This window comes from Paenibacillus sp. ov031 (genome assembly GCF_900143165.1).
Lineage (GTDB): Bacteria > Bacillota > Bacilli > Paenibacillales > Paenibacillaceae > Paenibacillus > Paenibacillus marchantiae.
Map to the genome: position 1 here is coordinate 225,136 of NZ_FRDO01000007.1, position 17,151 is coordinate 242,286.

The following is a 17,151-nucleotide window of genomic DNA, read 5'->3' on the forward strand; positions in this document are numbered from 1 at the left end:
CGTTCTCATTCAAGTTTTCTGCCCTAAAGTCATTTCAACGTAATGAAATCCGGAACTCGTTCAATAATTCGTTTAACAATTAGAATACTCACGACTCACCTATTCACGAACAAATCAATCCGTCCAATCGTTAATAGCTTACCCGGTCGGCACGCAGCGCCTTGAACTGCAATAACGTCAGCAAAGCGAGCAGAACCAGGAAAATCATCGAACCCGCAGAAGCAAGGCCAAATGAGTAGCTGCCAAAGGCAGTATGATAGATGTATGTCGTCAAAATTTCAGTAGCGTAGTTAGGGCCTCCGTCCGTCATGGTGAAAATGAGGTCAAAAGCCTTGAAGGACTGAATCGTGGTATAGGCCACGACAATTGTTGCCGAAGGTGCAAGCAAAGGCCAGGTCACGGTACGGAATACCTGCCATTTGCTGCCGCCATCCATACGTGCTGCTTCATACAGCTCCGCTGGAATGCCTTGCAGACCTGCGATAAACACGATCATCATCTGCCCGGCATGTGCCCAGACCTGTACCGCGGCAATCGAGTAAATTGCGATCTTCGGATCACCAATCCAGTTGTGGGCAAAGCTCCCCATACCAGCCTCGTTCAAACCATAGTTAATGAGCCCGATCGAAGGATCGTACATAAAGGCCCAGATCAGACCCACCGATACGGAGGACAGAATCGCAGGCAGAAAATAGAGCGCCCGGAGCGCGATGCGTGTCTTTGTGTTACGTACCAAAAGCAGCGCCAGAACAAGTGAAATAAAGGTTTGCGCAATGACAACCGTTAACATGAACTCGACGTTGTTGCCAAAGGCTTTGCGAAATACGATGCTGCTGAGACTGTCCTTGTAATTATCCAGCCCTACAAATGCATACGACGGGGATACCCCGTCCCAATCCGTAAAGGAGTAGAACAGCCCCGTCAATGTAGGAAATACGAACAGTGCAACGTACAGCAGCAACCCGGGTAACAAAAACAGGGATAGCTGAATACGGTTCTTCATCGTTTATTTCCCGATATGCTGATCAATGATCGCCTGTGCCTGCTGCGCTGCTTCTTCAGGAGAAGTTCCGCTCAGTACAGCCTGAATGGAGTTGGTTACTGCTTTCTGATTATCTCCGTTCAGGATAGTGAACCGTGGCTGGAACACGGTTTTTTTGCTCGCCCAATCTCCGGCAACCTGGAGCTCAGGTGTATCGTACTTCACATCATTCACCGTTACATTCTGTCCCGTCTGGTTGGCATATTCGCCAGCCACTTCCGGATTGCTCAGGAATTCGATGAACTTCTTCGCTTCTTCGGGGTGTTTGGACTTGCTGTTCACCGCAAGCATAAATGTCGTCGTATGAACGCCTTCATACTTCGCCTGATCGGCACTCACCGTAATCGGTGCAAGCAGCTTCTGCTCCAGATTCGGATTTTGAAGCTTGTTCTGTGCCAACTGATACGATCCGCTCGCCAGCATGGCTGCTTTCTCCTGGATAAAGAGTGCTCCCGCTGCCGGGTCTTTCGTTCCCAGTGCGTCCTGCTGGAAGTATCCTTTGTCGTTCAGTTCTTTGATCTGAGTTAAGGTTTTCACCCAAAACTCATCCGTCAGTTTGGCCTCTCCGGCTTCCACTTTGGTAAAAATGTCGTCACTCGGTGCATTGTTCATCACCATCGTATTCATGAATTGGCCTGGACCAATATCCGCTCCAGCAAATGCAATCGGAATGATGCCGTTGTCTTTCAGCGTCTGGCATAGTGCCAGGAAGCCTTCCCAATCCGTTGGCGGGGTCAATCCATATTTTTCGAACAACTTCACATTGTAGATTGGATCGTTATATACGAGTTGATAAGGAATTGCATATTGCTTGCCATCGTGCTGGCCTGCTTCAATTAGCTTAGGATTGTATGCAGACAGAAACGACGATCCAGTCAGATCAGTGAACAATCCGGCTTTAGTGAAGGCTTCGAACTGTGCACCAGGGAAGGAAGCAAATACATCCCCAACTGAACCATCACTGATTTTGGATTGTACAGTGGATTGATATTGGTCCGAAGGAAGAGTCTGCATTTCCACATGGATGTTCGGATTTTCCTTTTCAAACGCATCAATCGTTTTGTTCAGCGCTTCCACATCCTCTCCACGCCAGTGCATGAAGCTGATCGTTACTTTGCCCGAACCGGAGGAATCGTTCCCTCCTGATGCCGCGTTATCCCCGCCGCCGCAGGCAGACAGCAGGATGGACATCACCAGCATACTGACAAGGGTCAGGATATATTTTTGTTTTTTTCTCATGAAAGAAGACCTCCTGAAGGATGTTATATAAGTTAAACAATGATTTTACACTGAACCACTACGCGGTCAGAACCATCTTCCAATCGCTGTTATCCCCAATTTTTTGAATTATTCCTTTCAATGGGAAAATCCGGTGATAGCGTATGCTTCCGATGCAGCTTTCTTCCAGAAAGCTTTCAGGCGAACGCTACGCTTCTCCAGATTTTTTCTGTCCTCTTCGTTACCGTGTAAAAAAGGTTTCACTTATTTAGTTGGTAGTAACTGAATGCTTCTTCTGTCTTGTTTTCCACTTCTCACGAATAATGGGCATCACAGTCCGGCCGAAAATTTCGGCTTCTTCCAAATGTGGGTACCCGGATAATATAAATGTTGTCACGCCCAGATCTCCATATTCCATCAATCGTTCTGCGACCTGTTCTGCTGTACCGACAATGAGGATCGCTCCGCCTGAACGAACAACGGATAACCCTGTCCACAGGTTTGGCCCTACAACGAACTGCTGTTTCTCGGACAGCTCCCGCAGCTCATTCTGTCTGCGTTGGTTTGTTGCATCCGTCTCTGCGAAGGCTGCTTTGGCTTTTTCGATGGCCTCTGGTGGGACTTTGCTAATAATCTCCCAAGCCGCCGCCCATGCTTCTTCTTCCGTATCCCGGATGAGTACTTGTGCCCGCATGCCGTAACGCAACTGACGATCTTGTCCGATTTCCTCTTTGATCTGTTCGCGAATGACTTCAATTTCTTCGATCTGCTCCTGAATCCAGTCATGCGGCTCTCCCCACATGAGGAATGTATCTGCGTGCTCAACAGCGACCCGCTTTGCAATCGGTGAACTTCCACCCAAGTAGAACGGCGGATACGGATTTTGCACCGTTTCAGGCATGCCTACCGGACCTTTGAAATTATAATACTTACCGTTAAACTCCGAATTGTCTTCGGATGCTTCCTGATTCGACTGAGCACCACTTCCAGCAAACTCGGTCAGATTGAGCCCGGCCGATTGTGTCCATGAACGCTTCATCACTTCCATGTACTCGCTCGCCCGTTCATAACGTTCATCATGGGCATGAGCCAGTGGATCTCCCAGTTCCTCCAAATCCCGAACCGAACTGCCTGTCACCACATTGATCATGGCACGACCGCCAGACAGTTGATCCAGTGCCGCTCCCATACGCGCCGCCAATACAGGGGTGACCAGACCCGGTCGAATGGCCACAAGCGGACGCAGTGTTTTCGTGTGACTCATGACAGCCGAACCCACAACCCACGCATCCAGACAGGCTCCCCCTGTCGGAATCAATACAAATTCAAAACCTGCCGTCTCCGCTGTCTGCGCTACTTGAACCAAATAATCCAGGCTCGGTTCCCGCTCCGGGGCAACTCCTACATATTTTCCGTCTCCTGCTGTAGGCAAAAACCAACCAAACTTCATCTCTTCCTGTTCGCTCACGCAAGTCAATCCCTTCTGGTCATAAATTGATCTAATGAATAGTTTCACTCAGCACTTCGGTTACAGAAAACCTTTCGATCACTCTTGTCCCCAGATTTCTTTTATTTCCCTTTTCAAGGGAAAATCCGGTGACAAAGGCGCACGCTTCGCTTCTTCAGGTCTTTTCTGTCCCCTACGTTGCCGTGTAATTCTTAAAGTTGAATTTATAAGTACGTACACTTCCAAATGCCGATTAATTAACTTGGTTTAATAGGTATGGACATCATAACAATTGATTTGTCTGTGATCAATGTCATTTCGCGGCCATTTTATTTTGTCATTTTGTGGTGAATTCACAGGAATAGGTCTTCTCGATCTTGAATATTCACAAAACCCACCTGTATAATAGGTTATAAGAGAAACTTTCAGAGATTACAAACTATACTTATATTAAAGAGGTGTTCCTGATGATCGAGAGCATGAAGGAGGACCACCACGAGTTTTTGGATATTATTTTTTTTACTCCGTCTGAATTCGAGAAAGCCGGTGGAGCATGGCCGATTCGAATCGGTCGTAATATAGCCAAGAGCAACTATCATATCGGCCCTCGAACGACGCCTTTTCATTATTTAATTTTTGTTCTGGAGGGCGAGGGAACTTTCATACAGAACGGACATCGTTATTCCCTGCGTGCCCGCGATGCATTCTGCCTGTATCCACAGGTTACCCATGAGTACTGGTCCGACCCAAAGGAATCTTTGCACAAAATTTTCATTGCCTTTGATGGAAAACATGCAGCTGAACTTTTGGCACGAATCGGGCTTACTCCAGACGCGCCGCATCGTTCAGGCGTACTCACGCCGGAGACGGCAAGTGGCATGCGTGCTTTTATGGAAGAGGTTCGCAAACCTCAGGGAGGCGCAAGCGACCTGGGACGACTTACCCGTTTTCTCGGATTGTTTGACCGGATTGCCAAATCCCCTGCTACCCGAGTGCTTCAACCAGACTCTGCCACACCCTGGCTGCAAAAGGGCAAGGAGTACATGGATATTCACTTTGCCGGCGGCATTACCGTGGAAGGTGTATCTTCTCACGCTGGCGTGGATCGGACCCATTTTGCCAAACAATTCCGTAAAGCCTACGGCCTGTCTCCTGTCCAGTATATTCAACGTCTCAAAATGAATCAGGCCAAACGGTTGCTTGTTCAGACCCCGTTAACGTTAACTGAAGTAGCGCATTCGGTGGGTTACCCTGATCTGTTTTCTTTCTCCAAAGCGTTCAAAAAGCAGGTGGGTCTGCCACCCAACCGATATCGAACGGCCGAGAACAATAAAAGCTGATTTGTCGCCATCCGCATGCTAACGAATAGCAAAAAAAGGCAAGCCTCCTTGATCGGAGACTTGCCTTTTCCTCATTACATATTACAGTGCTCTTTCTTAAACTGCATATACCTATTATATACACCCGCTACTTCTTCTCCTCGCTCTTTCGAGCCAGCGGAATTCCGTTTTCCTTTGCATACCATGCTTCATAATGATGCACCGCAACACCTGCAAAAGATGGATGAGAAGCGCCGAGATCAAACACTTTCTTCATTTCTTCGTCCATATTGGTGATAGATTTGCTGAAAAAGGTTAGATGATCGCCCTCATGCGTATCAGCCAGTTCGGCTCCAACCCATACCTTCTTGCCAAGCTCATCCGCTTCATCCAGCTCTTCCTTGGACAGATCATACATCTGCTGACCACGATCCCGATAGGCCATGATGGCTACCGCATCAAAGTGATCAATCACCCAGCGGCTGAATGTACCTCCGCCTTCTGCCGACTCGCGAGCATCCAGCCAGAAAGGGATTGCGGCACTCATGTAGAGTCCAGCATCATTACCAGCTTTGGTCCACGCCTTCATGTTGTCGCTCCACTCCGCAATAACGCTATTCTGCTCGTTCTCCCAGCGTTTTAGCTGATAAGGCTCAACATCCAGCTGAATTCCCTCAAAGCGTTCATTTTTGGCCGAAGCTGCATTATATGCCCGTACTTTTTCAATAAACGCAAGTCCCTCTTCCCGCTTCTCCGTATAGGCCCAGTCTGCATGACCGTTAAGGGCATGTACTTCGATCTCAGCCTGCCTCGCAGCCGCGATGAATTTGCGGTATGTCGCATCGGGTACCTCATCCTGAATTTGCAGGAAAATGGTATTCACGCCCTGCGCCTTGGAGAAGGAGATAATTTCAGGCGTCTGCTCTGCAATAATGGAAGCGTCCCACAGCCAGGTCGCTTTGTGTTCCTCATGTGAAAACCATTTGAGTAGCCAGGGCAGAAGAAGCAGGCAGAACAGCAGGGCCAAGATGGCCCATTTTGCCTTCACCGACAGTTTGCCCCACTTGTTCGTTATATTCCTCAGACGAGCAACGCTTCACTTGGCTCAAGCACAGGGTGCTGTACCGAATGACCAATCTTGTAAATGTGCGGATGTGGATACGTTTTGAACGCATTACGTGTATCCAGAATCGGCACGCCCATCTCGGCAATATCAAAGTAAGGCAAATCGCTGTGGTTGGTGATCAGCACGATGCAGTCGTACTTCTTGAACTGTTCCAAGTTGAACACTTCGCTATATACCGTCTCGCCATGCTTGTCCAGGAACGATTCAGCATGTGGATCATAATAGCTGACATTGGCTCCACCTTCCTTGAACTGTTCATAGATCTCCAGTCCTGGAGATTCACGCAAATCGGCAATATTCGGTTTGTACGACATACCAAGCAACAGAATGTTGGATTTACGTACCGATTTCGCGTACTCATTCAGAATGGTTGATGTTTTGTTCAGTACATAATATGGCATATTGTCATTGGTGGATTGCGCCAGCTCAATGAACTTGCTGTAGAAACGGAATCCTTTAGCCTTCCAGGACAGGTACATCGGATCAAGCGGGATGCAGTGACCGCCGATGCCAGGGCCCGGATAGAAAGGCATGAATCCAAACGGCTTCGTCGCAGCTGCGTCGATAACTTCCCAGATATCGATGCCCATACGGTCACACATCATTGCCATTTCATTAACAAAGGCAATGTTTACGCTACGGAATGTATTTTCCAGCAGTTTGGACATTTCAGCCACTTTTGGCGAAGATACAGGTACAACTGTTTCAACGTATTTGCTGTACAACGCTGTTCCCAGTTTGAGGCAAGCTTCAGTTGTTCCCCCGATTACTTTTGGTGTATTAAAAGTAGTGAATCGTCCGTTGGACGGGTCCACACGTTCAGGCGAGAAGCACAGGAAGTAGTCTTTGCCTGCTTCATGTCCGATCTTGTCCAGCTCATCCTGGATCAGTTCTTCGGTAGTACCCGGATAAGTCGTGCTTTCCAGCGTAATCAGCATGCCTGGTTTCATATGCAGTTTAATCTGATCCACAACCGTCTCGATATAAGACGTATCTGGGTCCTGATTTTCACTGAGCGGTGTAGGTACGCAGATGCTCAACGCATCGATCACGCGCAGCATGCTGTAATCCGTTGTAGGCTGGAAGCGGCCGCTTTGCATCACTTTTTTCAATTCCTCGGACGAAATATCGTGAATATAGGAATCTCCCTGATAGATGCTCTCCACTTTGGATGCATCCAGATCAATCCCGATTACCGTGAAACCCTGATTGACCATTTCCACCGCAAGTGGTAATCCTACGTAACCGAGCCCGACCACGCCGAGCACCGCTTCTTTATTTTCGATCGCATTCAGTAATGTGTGGAATTGTTGATTCTCCATGATATTCCCTCCGGGCAGTGTATTTGTTTGGTTGATTGACGAATCCATTTGATAGATGTTTGTCTGTAGATGTACTTATTTGTCTGATAAAAATTAATGAAGGCTATTTGTTTCTCTTGGCTTTACTTGTGGTGCTTTTAATGCAGGCAACGCCTGATTCGGGCATCCAGCTCCACAGGTGAGAACGGTTTGGTCATATAATCATCGACTCCGCTGCGGAAGCATTGACTGATCGTTTGTTCCACACGCTGTTCCGTTAATACGACGATTTTGGGCGGCTGAGCCACATCCAGGTTCTGGATATGTTGAATGAACGGCAGGCCATCAATGCCATACAGGTTCAATTCGGTCAGCACCAGATCAGGCGTGATTTTCTCAATCAGTTCCAGTGCAGCCAGTCCATCCACCGCTTCATAGGTTTCATACCCCTGCATCTTCAGACGCAATTGCAGAAACTCGCGTACCGTCGGATCGTTATCCACAATCAAAATTCGTTCCGGCTCGTCTGCCGTCTTGTCCAGCGTGTAGATATGAATCTCCGACGGGTCTACCAGCTTGGCGGACTCAGCCATATGTTGAATGGTTGCCTTTGAAGGACGCTCACCTGCCGGGAAACTTGCCAGCGTGATTTGCGGATCGGCACCAGGTACCGTCTCCTGCAATTCATGCTTGATGCGAAGCCCCTCATAATGAACCTCATCCAGTGTCAACCCTGGCAGCAGGACAGCAAGTGCCTGTGTGGCTCCATCCTGCCAGACCTGGTAGGCAGACTCACTGGTCTGCTCCAGATGTGTCCTGACCTGCTGCTCCGGCTGAGACTGCCCTGCACAATGGATGAACATTAAGCCGCATGTTTCGGCACCCGTTTCTTTCAATCCCTGTTCTACACTGCGGTACACATTAACGGCAGCCTCACGCTGCAATGTCGCCGTATTTGGCATGTTCTTTTCCACCCTTCTCCCTCGGTTATCTATATTGTTTCTGCTGTATTACTTTGATTACGCTGTGCTTAAGCCGCCTCGCTTGTCTTCTCTTCCTCGGACCAGCTCTGGCGTGTCATGGTACCCCATGAGTTGTTGTTTTGCATGAACTGGATATGCCCCTGCAATCTCCACAGCACGCCGAGCTGATGATAGCCGACGAATTTCAGAGCGGAGTAGAACAGCATTTTGACCAGATCGGATAGCTTGTTATACCGCTTGAATGCAATTTCCTCAAGCACAAGGGCTCCCACACTGAGCAGATAACCACTCACAATGTTGAGCGATCCAAAGAGCACAAGTATCGGCCACTGGGTCATATCCATCAGTACATATCCCGTGAGAGCGAGAAGTCCGGTAATTCGGAAATACGGATTCAGCGCTTCAAAAAGAATGTTGTACGGCATGGTCAGCATGCCCATGACTTTATATTTCGGGTTGAACAACATGCCGCGATTCTCGATCATGTTCTTCAGATTTCCACGTCCCCAGCGTTTGCGCTGACTGGACAAGATCCGGTAGGAATCCGGCGCCTGTGTCCAGCACACGGCTTCAGGGCAGAAGGCTACGCGGTATTTCAATTTATTCTCCAACATATAACGGTGAAGTTTGATGATAATGTTCATGTCTTCACCCGGATAACCGTCCCGGTATCCCCCAACCGCAATAACCGCATCCTTGCGGAACATGCCGAAGGCACCCGAGACGATGATCAGACCATTCATATGACTCCAACCGATCCGTCCGCCGAGAAAAGCTTTGAGATACTCGATGGACTGAAACATTGGCCAAATCTTGCGAGGCAGTGAAACGTCCTGCACTGCCCCATTCTCGATTTTGCAGCCGTTGGCTATCCGTACATCCCCGCCAATAGCCACCGTCTCTTCCGGATTCTCCATATACATGCGAGCCATACGAATCAGGGCATCCTTCTCCAGCAAAGAGTCGGCATCGATGGAAGAAATCAACGGATAATGAGACAGGTTGATCCCGGCATTGAGGGAATCGGCCTTCCCGCCGTTTTCCTTGTCAATGACATACAGATCAGGAAATTCCGGATTGTGGTAGATCCCGCGAATTTTCTGACAGGAAATCTTGCCCCTAATCATCGTGTTGGGTACCGGCTTCAGACGATATTCTTCCAGCAACACCTTCAGGGTCGTATCGCTTGAACCATCATTCACCACGATGACTTCATACGTTGGATAATTCAGCGTCATCAGACAGTTCACATTTTCAATAATCGTCAGTTCCTCGTTATATGCGGGCACCAGCAAGGAAACCGAGGGTACCAGCTCCGAGCCTGACAACGTATTGTATTTGGAATAATGCGATCGCCTGAAGATCGTCCAAATATTACGGAATGATAAGGCCAGAATGGAAAAGTAAAGCGTATTTACGGCAACGACATAATAGATTGCGACCATGCCGTAGATTAATAGTAGATCTCTAAGCAGTGTAATCCCCTCCTACCGCAGCCACACCTGTACGTTTCTTGCTTGTTATCCGGTTCCCACGTACGGGACCGAAGTACCGATCATACAGCAGCCTTTTTTTGTTATGTGCAATCATCTGGTCAACGGCTTTGTGGTCTGTTCCTGAGTGCTGCATCGTACTCTCAATCTGCTGCATTGCAATTTCCCGTTCAGCACCTGTGCCCTCCACAGCGGCCTGACACAAGGCTTCAAATCCCGGTTCACCCAGCTTGCCAAGGCTCTCAGCACTGTTATAGCGTACTCCCCAATCTTCATCACGCAGCGCTTTGCGCAGCAGTGGAATGCTGCCTGCCGCATGTTTCGAACCGAGCGCCTGCACCACTTCGGCACGCACCTCTGGGTCCGAATCCTGCATGAGCTTCAGAATGGTCTCGTCCTGAAGTGCCGGACTTGCGCTAAGATATAGCTTCACCGCTTCTGCCCGTACATCCTGATGTTCTGCGCCAACAAGTCTGTCGAGTGCAGGCATCACTTCGGGTACAGCTTGTCCCCACATCGCAACCAATCCCACTTTGACAAAGTCAGGATTGCGATCTTCCAGCAACTCAATCAGAATTCTGCTTGTATCCAGACTGGTTTCGAGCAAAATATCTGCTGCCAGATGATGAATCGATTTTCCTTTGGTTAACAGCAACGCGAGCATATCTTTCAGTTCACCCTGACGGATGGTACATCTTGCGATCGAACGACCAATCATAATTGCCATCGGACCAGGTTTTTCTTCCTTAAGCAATTCCATCAAGCCTGGAACGGCCTCTGGACAACGCATGCCGCCCAATCGATAAGCTGCATCAATCTGGCGTCCGTAACGAATACGACTCAGTTCCTTCAGATCATGCTCTACAAATCCGGCTTCACGGCAGAGTACAATTAATTTGTTGCGATACTCGCCCTTGAACTGATCAATCCATTCAATAAGTTTGCTCTGGATGACCCGACGCTCGAGTGGGGCCAACTTCCCAGGTGGCAATCTCAGGGGACTGTCCTCTGTCAGCGCCGTCTGCAGATACGTAAAGTAGTCACGCTGCTTTAATTTATAAAACTCAATCTTGCGCCGTTTGCCGTTGTGGGACATTTTCATGGCAAACAGCAGGATCACACCCACAGCGACGAGCGCCGTACAGATGTATAGAAATAGATAAGCCAAAGCCAAATTCGGAAACATGTGAAAAGGTCCTCCTTTATACTCATTTATTCGGTCTGAAAACTTGGAATTTGTTCATACCGTTTCTTCATTTCCTCGTAGCTCAGTTTCAGTCGTTCACTGTACTGTACCTGCTCCCAGGGCTGCCAGCTGTATATAGGCAATGTCTTCACATCCAGTGTCTTCTGGTCACCACCAGGCCAAGAGATATTTCCAGTAGAACGATCCATTAGCCACGGAACCAGGGTCACACCCTTGACTGCGACAGTTTCGAATTGCCGTGCACCTTTCAGCGCTCCATACTTGATCGCTTGCAGTGAACTTGGGTCACCGAATCCAAGCAGCATCCATGGAATACGCATCTCGACCTGATTACCGTTATATTGCCAGGCGGTTAACGAATCGGTATCGGATTGATCTGGAGCTGTCGTTCCCCGTTTCAATGTACCCACCTTCTCATTCATGAACGGTTGGGCGGAACGGGTATCCGGTGGGGTCATCCGCAGGCTGACCGCCAGGTTCCATGGATGGAATGGATCTGCCGCATTCTCTTGCTCCTCGGGCAGCATCCCGTAACCGTCCTTGCCATAGAGGCGCTGGTTAAAGTCATAGTCCTTGGCGATCTCCACTTGTGATTCATCATTCTGTCCCAATGTAATCACTGTTTCGAGTCCGTCACTCAGCGTTCGATCCGGAAGTCTCGTACCCGGCTGATTGCCGCCATCCAGCGTATCCGTTCCGATGCGCAGCAAGGTCTGGTCTGGGTCAAAAGGTTGATCCAGCGTCATGCCAATGTACAGGTAGGCTTCATCATGGGTCATTTTCATTTCCTTGATGCCATCTACCTTGCCTTGCCAGACGGTGACCTCTTCCTTCTTCAGCGTATTCCAGTCATCCAGTTTCCCGTCGATGGTCAGCTGTTCCTGCTTACCGGGGTCCATGGCGAGCAGACCGAACATCTTCTCATTCGTCAGCACGTTCAGCCAGTAGGCCCGACGATCAGCCGGAATTTCCAGCGGCATCGTGTTCCAAGTTTTTTTGAACCACTCATCCTGCCACATGAACAAAATCGCTCCCGCATAGCCTTCATCATAAATATCCTGAGTCAGCGATGCGTCGATCTCGCCCTGCTCGACCTCGTTATGTCCGCCCTGATCCCGACCTCCCATACCGAGATGGGAGATTCCAAGCGAAGAAGGTACACCGTACTCTGTAATCATTACAGGCATATCGGAAAACTCGGCTTTGAGCTCGCGCAGATAACTTTTGTACGTGTTGTACTCGCCGTTCTCATCCTTGATCGTCTGGAGTGTCTGGTCCGTATGGAACAAGTCCGGGTAATAAGGGTACACATGGTATGCTGCAAAATATCCGCCCTGCCACTCTTCCGGTTGAATATGTCGCGCATCCACACTCACCAAATCCTCTTCGAACAGCGGCTCGCCCGGATGATCCAACACATCGGTTGTTACCCAGTTGGTGAAGGTCATTGGATGCTCCCACCCGTATTTCTTCTCCAACACGGCGGTATAATCCAGTAGCTCTGCGAGCCAATTCTCGAACGGTGATGCATCCTGCGTCCCGGAAAAATGAACGCCTTTGTACTGCGGCACGTCAGGATGGCTCTCATTCGTGTTGTTCACCATCGAAGGGTCCCACTCGGTCCCCACATGCCAAGCCATCAGATATTTCCCGGCATTCGTCTTGTATTTGCCGCTTGACTCTCCCGGTTTATCGGGAATGTTCGCATCCCCATATACAGCCGATACCGCCTTTTCAATCTCCTGCTTGAACGTCTGCTCAATATGGTCAGCATAGGCATCCTGCTTCTCGATCAACTCTTCTTCCGGCGACCATATGCCCTGTATAAAATATAACGGTTGCTCCCGGCCACGGTTATACTCAACCAATGCGGTGTAAAAAATCGGCTCATGTACCGTGTACACCCGGATTACATTGGCCCCCAGATCCTCAATCTGCTGGAACCACTTCAAGTAATCCTCTTTGGTCAACGGAAATTCGCCCGGGTAATGTCCTGGTGATGTAGCACCCAGGTTCACACCTTTCACGAACATCTCCCGCCATGCGCCATCGGGTCCATATTCCATGAACCGGTCTCCATCGGTCTTGAATTTCATCTCCGTGCCATTATCAGCTGTGTACGTAACGAGCTGGGGTTGCATATAGTGCCAGCCGGCAAATATTCCGCCTGTCACTACGGCCGCTCCTGTCAGCATCGTTAGCAACCAGCGTCTTCGTCTTCGTCTGCTCATGGCTCTTGATTGCTCACCTCTCTAGTATGCATCCTGCTTCATCTGCGGATCTTAAATGACATGAAGGTCTGCGGGAAATCCCGCATCGGATGTCCGCTTTGGGTAGAGATGTCAGCGGTGTAGTTCTCACTATAGCTCTAAGACTCTGCATTTGTAACTAGGCTGTTGGAAGCAAACGTGAACTGCAACATTCTGCCCATAATTCGTAAAATGCGCCATCAACTAGCATCCATGAGCCCTTCTTGCTCTTATGTCCCATGGACACGAATATATGCCACTTTAACCGTCCGTTTGAGGTTCTTCCAGGCTTGCACATCTCTACCCGTTATTGTTATATGCAACGCGGATTGCGAGATCTGTTTCCGCTTGAACGCTTACCCCATTAAACGCTAATGATATTTTAAAGTTGCGGACATTTTTACAGTATTAACCATAAAGATTACAAAATTGATACTATAGTCCGATAACGTATCCTTGAAAACCCGCGTCCTATCAAGGTTTTCTGAAAAGTGCAGAAAATGAAAAAAGGACATCAGTCCCCCCCTATAGGACTGTGCCCATTTATATTACTTTTACATAAAGCCCAATGAACACCCGGTCATCACCCGGAAGTCACGGATCTCTTACACGAAATGTAAAAAAATACATCTTTTTTCCTAAATTTTGACTCTAATAGGTCCATCCAATAATTGTGTCCAATTTGCAAAATAATTCCGGTTGCCGCATCTGGCATTGTCGGATATGCTTATAAAACAGGAACACTTGTTCCATACTGTAAATAAACTGTAAAATAACGTTGACTGAATGAATCCCATCACTGCACAGAAGCAGCCGAATCATGAATAAAAGGAGAGAAATACTATGCCCCGCAAAGACGGACGTGTCATTATGCTGGCCGATTGCCAGTCATTTTATGCCAGTGTGGAGAAGTCTGCACATCCTGAATACAGAGACCGTCCGCTTGTTGTTGCGGGAGATCCTGCACGCCGTTCAGGCATTATTCTGGCAGCCTGCCCACTCGCTAAGTCCTATGGGATTACTACAGCAGAACGGCTGGGTGAGGCTCTTGCCAAATGCCCCGATGTTGTCGTTATTCGTCCCCGGATGGCCGAATATATTCGTGTTTCCCTACACATTACCCGTATCCTTCAGTCCTATACCGATCTGGTTGAACCGTATAGCATTGACGAACAGTTCCTCGATGTCACCGGAAGTTTAGACCTGTTCGGCAGTCCTGAAACGATTGCCCGCAGCATTCAGGACAGGGTAATGGAAGAGACTGGCGTCTATATCCGCGTCGGCATCAGCGACACTAAGGTTGTCAGCAAGATGGCCTGTGACCTGTATGCCAAAAAAGTCCCCGGAGGCATCTATACATTGCCCCGCAAGGACGTGCAGACAACATTGTGGAAAAAGCCTGTTCGAGACATGTTTATGGTCGGTTCCCGGATGGGACAGCATCTCTATAAGATGGGGATTCATACGATTGGGGATCTAGCGCAGACTCCATTGTCCCGGCTGAGAGAGCGTTGGGGTGTAAATGGTGAGGTACTGTGGCGTATTGCCCGCGGGATCGATGATTCTCCGGTAAAACCCGGGACATATGCTCACCAGCAGCAGGGCATTGGACATCAGATGACATTGCCTCGGGACTATGAATCGTGGGAAGACATCAAAGTGGTGCTGCTCGAACTGGCGGAGCTGGTCAGCCGGCGTTCCCGGGACAAATCGCTCATGGGCAATGTCGTCTCTGTAGGATGTCGGGGGCAGGATTACGATCGTCCAACCGGCTTCTCCCGCCAGATGAAGGTGAATGAACCTACCAACATCACCGATGAAGTATACGATGCGGCGGCAGCTCTGTTTCTGCGCCATTGGGACGGATTACCCATTCGCCGCATCAGCGTGTCATTGACCGGACTCGTGCCCGATTCCGAAGTACAGCTGTCCTGGTTCGATGACCGTGAACGCAAAAGAGAACTGGAACGTGCCACGGATGACATCAAGCGCAAGTTCGGAGAAACCGCGATCATGCGGGCCTCCTCGCTCTGCTCGTCTGCGCAGGCACAGGACCGTTCTCATAAAATTGGAGGTCACTATAAATGAGTAAAAAATTACAGCAAAACGGGATTTTTGAGTCGTCGCGCATGATGCTTCCCGAACACCGGGAAGCCTACATCATTCATCAGGAACAACTTGCTCCCCGTACCCGTCCATCTCTGGATGCCCAGGCAGCGGAAGAAATGTCACGTTTGCTTAGTAACTCCATGCTGCTCGGGGATACAGTCACCATCACCCTGTTCCATGAACATGATGATATCCGCTTTACCGGACAGGTGCTCCGATTGGACTCCCCTGCCCGTACCCTTAAGCTGCTGATGGAGAGTGGGACTCGGGACATTCAGATGAATCTTATTACGGATGTGGTACTCGCGAATGAATGATGCGCGCCAAAGACCCAGACGTCAGACAGCCTTACTTTTCTGGGTGTTTGACTCGTCAATATGAACCATATCTTAAGGAGTGAAGCTTTTTTTGGGTTCACCATATTTCGCTCCCGAGGCGAATGAACTTGATATATAGGGAGCATCCCGAATTCACCCCAGCGTTGCGGGTGTACCGGAATAGATGCAGCATGGCCATTGCTGTGCAGGACCCTTTTCCTACGGGATCTGAACCAAGACTGAAGCAACCAACAAGCCACATTCCTATCGGACTATTTCGTTCCAAAGAAGCAAAAGGACGAATTGGTGATTCATCGGCTACTCAGGAGGGTAAGGGGATGACTTCGTTAGAACAAACTCCAGTCAAATTCTCTGGAAAGACGCTCAAGCAGATGCACGCCTGCAATGCTGTTTCCTTTCCGATTCAGAGCCGGACCTACAAGACCGATGCCAAACTGGCCTGGAACCAGAGTCAGAATTCCACCCGACACTCCACTCTTGGCAGGCAACCCGACCTGAATCGCGAATTCGCCTGATGCATTATACATACCGCAGGTAGTCATGAACGTTTTGGCGATCTGCACATAACGACGAGGAATAAGCTCAATCCCGGTGATCGGATCTGTCCCGTCATAAGCAAGCACCAGTGACATACGGGCCAGGTCTGCACAAGTCACCTCGATGGAGCAATGGCGGAAATAGACGGCAAGCACATCTTCGACGTCATCCTTGAGCACACCATTGTGCTTCAGAAAATAACCAAGCGAGCGGTTCAGATGGCCTGTCTCCGATTCGGACCGATATACCGCCTCGTTATAGTCCAGCCGATCATTATTCGCGAGCTTGCGGAAAAATTCCAAAATGCGCCGTGACTTCTCCTCTTTACAATCCCCGGCAATGAGGGACGATACCGTGATCGCGCCCGCATTGATCAATGGATTAAACGGAATGCCCGGTTCGACCAGTTCAAGCTTGATCATGGAATCATAATCATCGCCGGTAGGTTCTTTTCCTACATTAAAAAAGACCGCTTCCTCCCCATGATCCATCAGGGCCAGAATGAGTGTAAATACCTTGGAGATACTTTGCATCGTAAACGGGACACCACAATCGCCGGCTGACACATGATTGCCTTCGGCGTTCATGATATGTATACCCAGTTCGTCCTGTGAGGCCTTGAATAACTCGGGAATATAAGAGGCTACTTTCCCCTGTCCGGTGTGCAGACGGCTGGTCTCCAGCCATTCCGGCAACAACTGGTTCAGACGTTCCATTGCAGCATTGCTCATCTCCATCTCCTCCAAATCTCTGTATGAGCATTTCGCATGCCTCCGGATGAC

At 49.2% G+C, this 17,151-nt stretch carries 13 protein-coding genes; 3 read left to right on the plus strand and 10 right to left on the minus strand.

All coding sequences use genetic code 11. The features are described 5' to 3' along the window. Window positions 1-130 precede the first annotated feature (130 nt). The 3 genes from BUA17_RS24810 to BUA17_RS24820 all read right to left on the minus strand — a co-directional run bounded on the left by BUA17_RS24810 (window position 131) and on the right by BUA17_RS24820 (window position 3,710). Window positions 131-1,003: a carbohydrate ABC transporter permease gene (locus BUA17_RS24810; protein ID WP_170867933.1), complete on the minus strand. Its 873-nt coding sequence runs from the start codon at window positions 1,001-1,003 to the stop codon at window positions 131-133. A 3-nt stretch (window positions 1,004-1,006) separates the two neighbouring features. After that, complete coding sequence (locus BUA17_RS24815) at window positions 1,007-2,281, minus strand: ABC transporter substrate-binding protein (RefSeq protein ID WP_072735338.1); 1,275 nt, start codon at window positions 2,279-2,281, stop codon at window positions 1,007-1,009. A gap of 247 nt (window positions 2,282-2,528) precedes the next feature. Continuing rightward, window positions 2,529-3,710, minus strand: coding sequence for an LLM class flavin-dependent oxidoreductase (locus tag BUA17_RS24820; RefSeq protein ID WP_072735400.1), 1,182 nt, complete (start codon window positions 3,708-3,710; stop codon window positions 2,529-2,531). A 464-nt stretch (window positions 3,711-4,174) separates the two neighbouring features. On the opposite strand from BUA17_RS24820, the gene BUA17_RS24825 reads away from it, so the two are divergent. Further along, window positions 4,175-5,047: a helix-turn-helix transcriptional regulator gene (locus BUA17_RS24825; RefSeq protein WP_063565624.1), complete on the plus strand. Its 873-nt coding sequence runs from the start codon at window positions 4,175-4,177 to the stop codon at window positions 5,045-5,047. A gap of 127 nt (window positions 5,048-5,174) precedes the next feature. On the opposite strand, the gene BUA17_RS24830 is transcribed toward BUA17_RS24825, so the two are convergent. From BUA17_RS24830 to BUA17_RS24855, 6 genes are all read right to left on the minus strand, one after another. After that, window positions 5,175-6,074, minus strand: a complete 900-nt coding sequence (locus BUA17_RS24830) for a hypothetical protein (RefSeq protein ID WP_244552223.1) — start codon at window positions 6,072-6,074, stop codon at window positions 5,175-5,177. Between the two features lie 32 nt (window positions 6,075-6,106). After that, entirely contained in the window at window positions 6,107-7,474 is a 1,368-nt protein-coding gene (locus BUA17_RS24835) for a nucleotide sugar dehydrogenase (RefSeq protein ID WP_063565622.1), read from the minus strand. Between the two features lie 137 nt (window positions 7,475-7,611). Continuing rightward, window positions 7,612-8,415: a response regulator gene (locus tag BUA17_RS24840; RefSeq protein ID WP_063565621.1), complete on the minus strand. Its 804-nt coding sequence runs from the start codon at window positions 8,413-8,415 to the stop codon at window positions 7,612-7,614. 68 nt (window positions 8,416-8,483) lie between these two features. Beyond that, a complete protein-coding gene (locus BUA17_RS24845) occupies window positions 8,484-9,881 on the minus strand; it encodes a glycosyltransferase family 2 protein (RefSeq protein ID WP_170867934.1) in 1,398 nt (465 codons plus the stop codon). Window positions 9,882-9,903: 22 nt separating this feature from the next. Then, window positions 9,904-11,115, minus strand: a complete 1,212-nt coding sequence (locus tag BUA17_RS24850; protein WP_063565620.1) for a HEAT repeat domain-containing protein — start codon at window positions 11,113-11,115, stop codon at window positions 9,904-9,906. Between the two features lie 26 nt (window positions 11,116-11,141). Continuing rightward, entirely contained in the window at window positions 11,142-13,367 is a 2,226-nt protein-coding gene (locus BUA17_RS24855; RefSeq protein WP_072735340.1) for a hypothetical protein, read from the minus strand. An 861-nt stretch (window positions 13,368-14,228) separates the two neighbouring features. Between BUA17_RS24855 and BUA17_RS24860 the strand changes: the two genes are divergently transcribed. Further along, complete coding sequence (locus BUA17_RS24860; RefSeq protein ID WP_063565618.1) at window positions 14,229-15,473, plus strand: DNA polymerase IV; 1,245 nt, start codon at window positions 14,229-14,231, stop codon at window positions 15,471-15,473. Further along, the gene (locus BUA17_RS24865) at window positions 15,470-15,811 is read left to right on the plus strand and encodes a YolD-like family protein (RefSeq protein ID WP_064636634.1); all 342 of its coding nucleotides are present in this window, start codon (window positions 15,470-15,472) and stop codon (window positions 15,809-15,811) included. The genes BUA17_RS24860 and BUA17_RS24865 overlap by 4 nt, the downstream gene beginning before the upstream one ends. A gap of 347 nt (window positions 15,812-16,158) precedes the next feature. Here the strand turns inward: BUA17_RS24865 and glsA are convergent, their stop codons facing one another. Then, window positions 16,159-17,100 (minus strand): glutaminase A, encoded by a 942-nt coding sequence (gene glsA, locus BUA17_RS24870; RefSeq protein WP_063565616.1) that lies wholly within the window; start codon window positions 17,098-17,100, stop codon window positions 16,159-16,161. Between the last annotated feature and the right edge of the window lie 51 nt (window positions 17,101-17,151).

Excerpts from the sequence above, each read along its gene's own strand:
- BUA17_RS24815 (WP_072735338.1), bottom strand. The coding sequence starts at position 2,281 with ATGAGAAAAAAACAAAAATATATCCTGACCCTTGTCAGTATGCTGGTG.
- glsA (WP_063565616.1), bottom strand. The coding sequence starts at position 17,100 with ATGAGCAATGCTGCAATGGAACGTCTGAACCAGTTGTTGCCGGAATGG.
- BUA17_RS24850 (WP_063565620.1), bottom strand. The coding sequence starts at position 11,115 with ATGTTTCCGAATTTGGCTTTGGCTTATCTATTTCTATACATCTGTACG.
- BUA17_RS24840 (WP_063565621.1), bottom strand. The coding sequence starts at position 8,415 with ATGCCAAATACGGCGACATTGCAGCGTGAGGCTGCCGTTAATGTGTAC.
- BUA17_RS24835 (WP_063565622.1), bottom strand. The coding sequence starts at position 7,474 with ATGGAGAATCAACAATTCCACACATTACTGAATGCGATCGAAAATAAA.
- BUA17_RS24845 (WP_170867934.1), bottom strand. The coding sequence starts at position 9,881 with ATGGTCGCAATCTATTATGTCGTTGCCGTAAATACGCTTTACTTTTCC.
- BUA17_RS24810 (WP_170867933.1), bottom strand. The coding sequence starts at position 1,003 with ATGAAGAACCGTATTCAGCTATCCCTGTTTTTGTTACCCGGGTTGCTG.
- BUA17_RS24825 (WP_063565624.1), top strand. The coding sequence starts at position 4,175 with ATGATCGAGAGCATGAAGGAGGACCACCACGAGTTTTTGGATATTATT.
- BUA17_RS24855 (WP_072735340.1), bottom strand. The coding sequence starts at position 13,367 with ATGAGCAGACGAAGACGAAGACGCTGGTTGCTAACGATGCTGACAGGA.
- BUA17_RS24860 (WP_063565618.1), top strand. The coding sequence starts at position 14,229 with ATGCCCCGCAAAGACGGACGTGTCATTATGCTGGCCGATTGCCAGTCA.
- BUA17_RS24865 (WP_064636634.1), top strand. The coding sequence starts at position 15,470 with ATGAGTAAAAAATTACAGCAAAACGGGATTTTTGAGTCGTCGCGCATG.
- BUA17_RS24820 (WP_072735400.1), bottom strand. The coding sequence starts at position 3,710 with ATGAAGTTTGGTTGGTTTTTGCCTACAGCAGGAGACGGAAAATATGTA.